This window comes from Pseudomonas sp. 30_B, assembly GCF_017491605.1.
Taxonomy (GTDB): domain Bacteria; phylum Pseudomonadota; class Gammaproteobacteria; order Pseudomonadales; family Pseudomonadaceae; genus Pseudomonas.
This window is the reverse complement of the sequence record NZ_JAFGYY010000510.1, coordinates 1-243: the sequence shown is the minus strand read 5'-3', so window position 1 is coordinate 243 and position 243 is coordinate 1. Positions and strand designations below refer to the sequence as shown.

Here is a 243-nt window from a genome sequence, read left to right as displayed (position 1 = left end):
TGAAGGCCGACAAGCCGTTCTTCGTCTGGATGAACACCACCCGCATGCACGCCTTCACCCACATACGCGAATCCATGCAGGGCCAGAGCGGCATGCCGGGCAACGAGTACGCTGATGGCATGCTCGAACACGACGGCGACGTCGGCAAACTGCTCAAGACCCTCGACGACCTGAAGCTCAGCGACAACACCATCGTCATCTACACCACCGACAACGGCCCGAACCGCTTCACCTGGCCGGATG

1 protein-coding gene is annotated in these 243 nt (G+C 60.9%); it reads left to right on the top strand.

The annotated features are described in order from the left end of the window. The coding region (locus J5M67_RS29275; RefSeq protein ID WP_207888763.1) for a sulfatase-like hydrolase/transferase at positions 1–243 on the top strand (243 nt) is incomplete at both ends.